Source organism: Actinoplanes sp. NPDC048791 (assembly GCF_040650095.1).
Classification (GTDB): domain Bacteria; phylum Actinomycetota; class Actinomycetes; order Mycobacteriales; family Micromonosporaceae; genus Actinoplanes.
In genome coordinates this window covers 1-1,199 of the sequence record NZ_JBEZGQ010001659.1, presented here as the reverse complement: position 1 = coordinate 1,199, position 1,199 = coordinate 1, and the positions used below count along the sequence as shown (strand labels likewise).

The 1,199-nt window shown below is 75.3% G+C and carries 2 protein-coding genes; one reads left to right on the top strand and one right to left on the bottom strand.

The genetic code is table 11. The annotated features are described in order from the left end of the window. Positions 1–164: 164 nt before the first annotated feature. Positions 165–752, top strand: coding sequence for a response regulator transcription factor (locus AB0C29_RS49390; protein WP_360835440.1), 588 nt, complete (start codon positions 165–167; stop codon positions 750–752). 8 nt (positions 753–760) lie between these two features. On the opposite strand, the gene AB0C29_RS49385 is transcribed toward AB0C29_RS49390, so the two are convergent. Then, the coding region (locus AB0C29_RS49385) for a DUF1028 domain-containing protein (RefSeq protein ID WP_360835438.1) at positions 761–1,199 on the bottom strand (439 nt) is incomplete at its 5' end.

Here is a 1,199-nt window from a genome sequence, read left to right as displayed (position 1 = left end):
GAGCGCGGCTCCGGCCTGACCGGCCTGGCCGACCGGCTCGCCTCGGTCGACGGCACGGTGGCCCTGTCCAGCCCGCCCGGCGGCCCGACCCTGCTGCACGTGGAGATTCCGTGCGGGTCGTGATCGCCGAGGACGGCGTCATCGTCCGCGAGGGCATCGCCGGCATGCTGCGCCACTTCGGCCACGAGGTGGTCGCGGCCGTCGCCGACGCGCCGGCCCTGCTCGCGGCCGTCGCCGTGCCCCGGCCCGACGGGGTGGTCACCGACGTGCGGATGCCACCGGGCTTCAGCGACGAGGGCCTGCAGGCCGCGATCGCGCTGCGGGCCGCCGACCCCGGCCTGCCGGTCCTGGTGCTGAGCCAGTACGTGGAGCAGACGTACGCCGCCGAACTGCTCGACTCCGGCCACACCGCAGGCGTCGGCTACCTGCTCAAGGACCGCATCGGCGACGTGGCCGAGTTCGTCGACGCGCTGGTCCGGGTGGCCGCCGGCCGGACGGTCGTCGACCCGGAAGTGGTCCGGCAGCTCCTGGGCCGGCGCCGCGACCCGCTGGCCCGCCTCACGCCCCGCGAGCGCGAGGTGCTGGCCCTGATGGCCGAGGGCCGCTCGAACACGGCGATCGCCCGGACGCTGGTGGTCAGCGAGGCGGCGGTGGCCAAACACATCGGCAGCCTGCTGGCCAAGCTGGACCTGCCCCCGGACGTCGACGACCACCGCCGCGTCCGCGCGGTGCTGGCCTTCCTGCGCGGCTGATCCGTTCCTCAGGCGTTGCGCAGCTGATCCAGAACCAGGGGGTCGATCCTTCCGGCGACGATGCGTTCCTCCAGGTTGGCGATGCCGGCCCAGGACGCGAGCGCCTCGTCGAGGTCAGCCGCTGCCGGGCCCGCGGGGTGGCCCAGGGCGGCGAGCCGGTCGCGCACCTCGGTGCCCACGTCGCCGTCGAGATCCAGCAGGGTTGCCGGGTCCGGGCGTTCGAAGTAGAGGGTGTGCAGTTCGAGCAGGCGGGTCAGCTCCGCGACCGGGTCGGGGTGGTCGTCCACGCGCAGATCCACCACGACGTCGCTGGTGCCGCCGTACCCCTGGCCCTTGGCCACCACCAGCAGCGCCGCGCTCTGCCGGCCGCGGCGGTCGCCGCCGGCCTCGTCGCCCGCGCGCAGGGCGTCGAGCAGGCGGTAGGCCAGGCGGGTCTGTCCCGTGCCG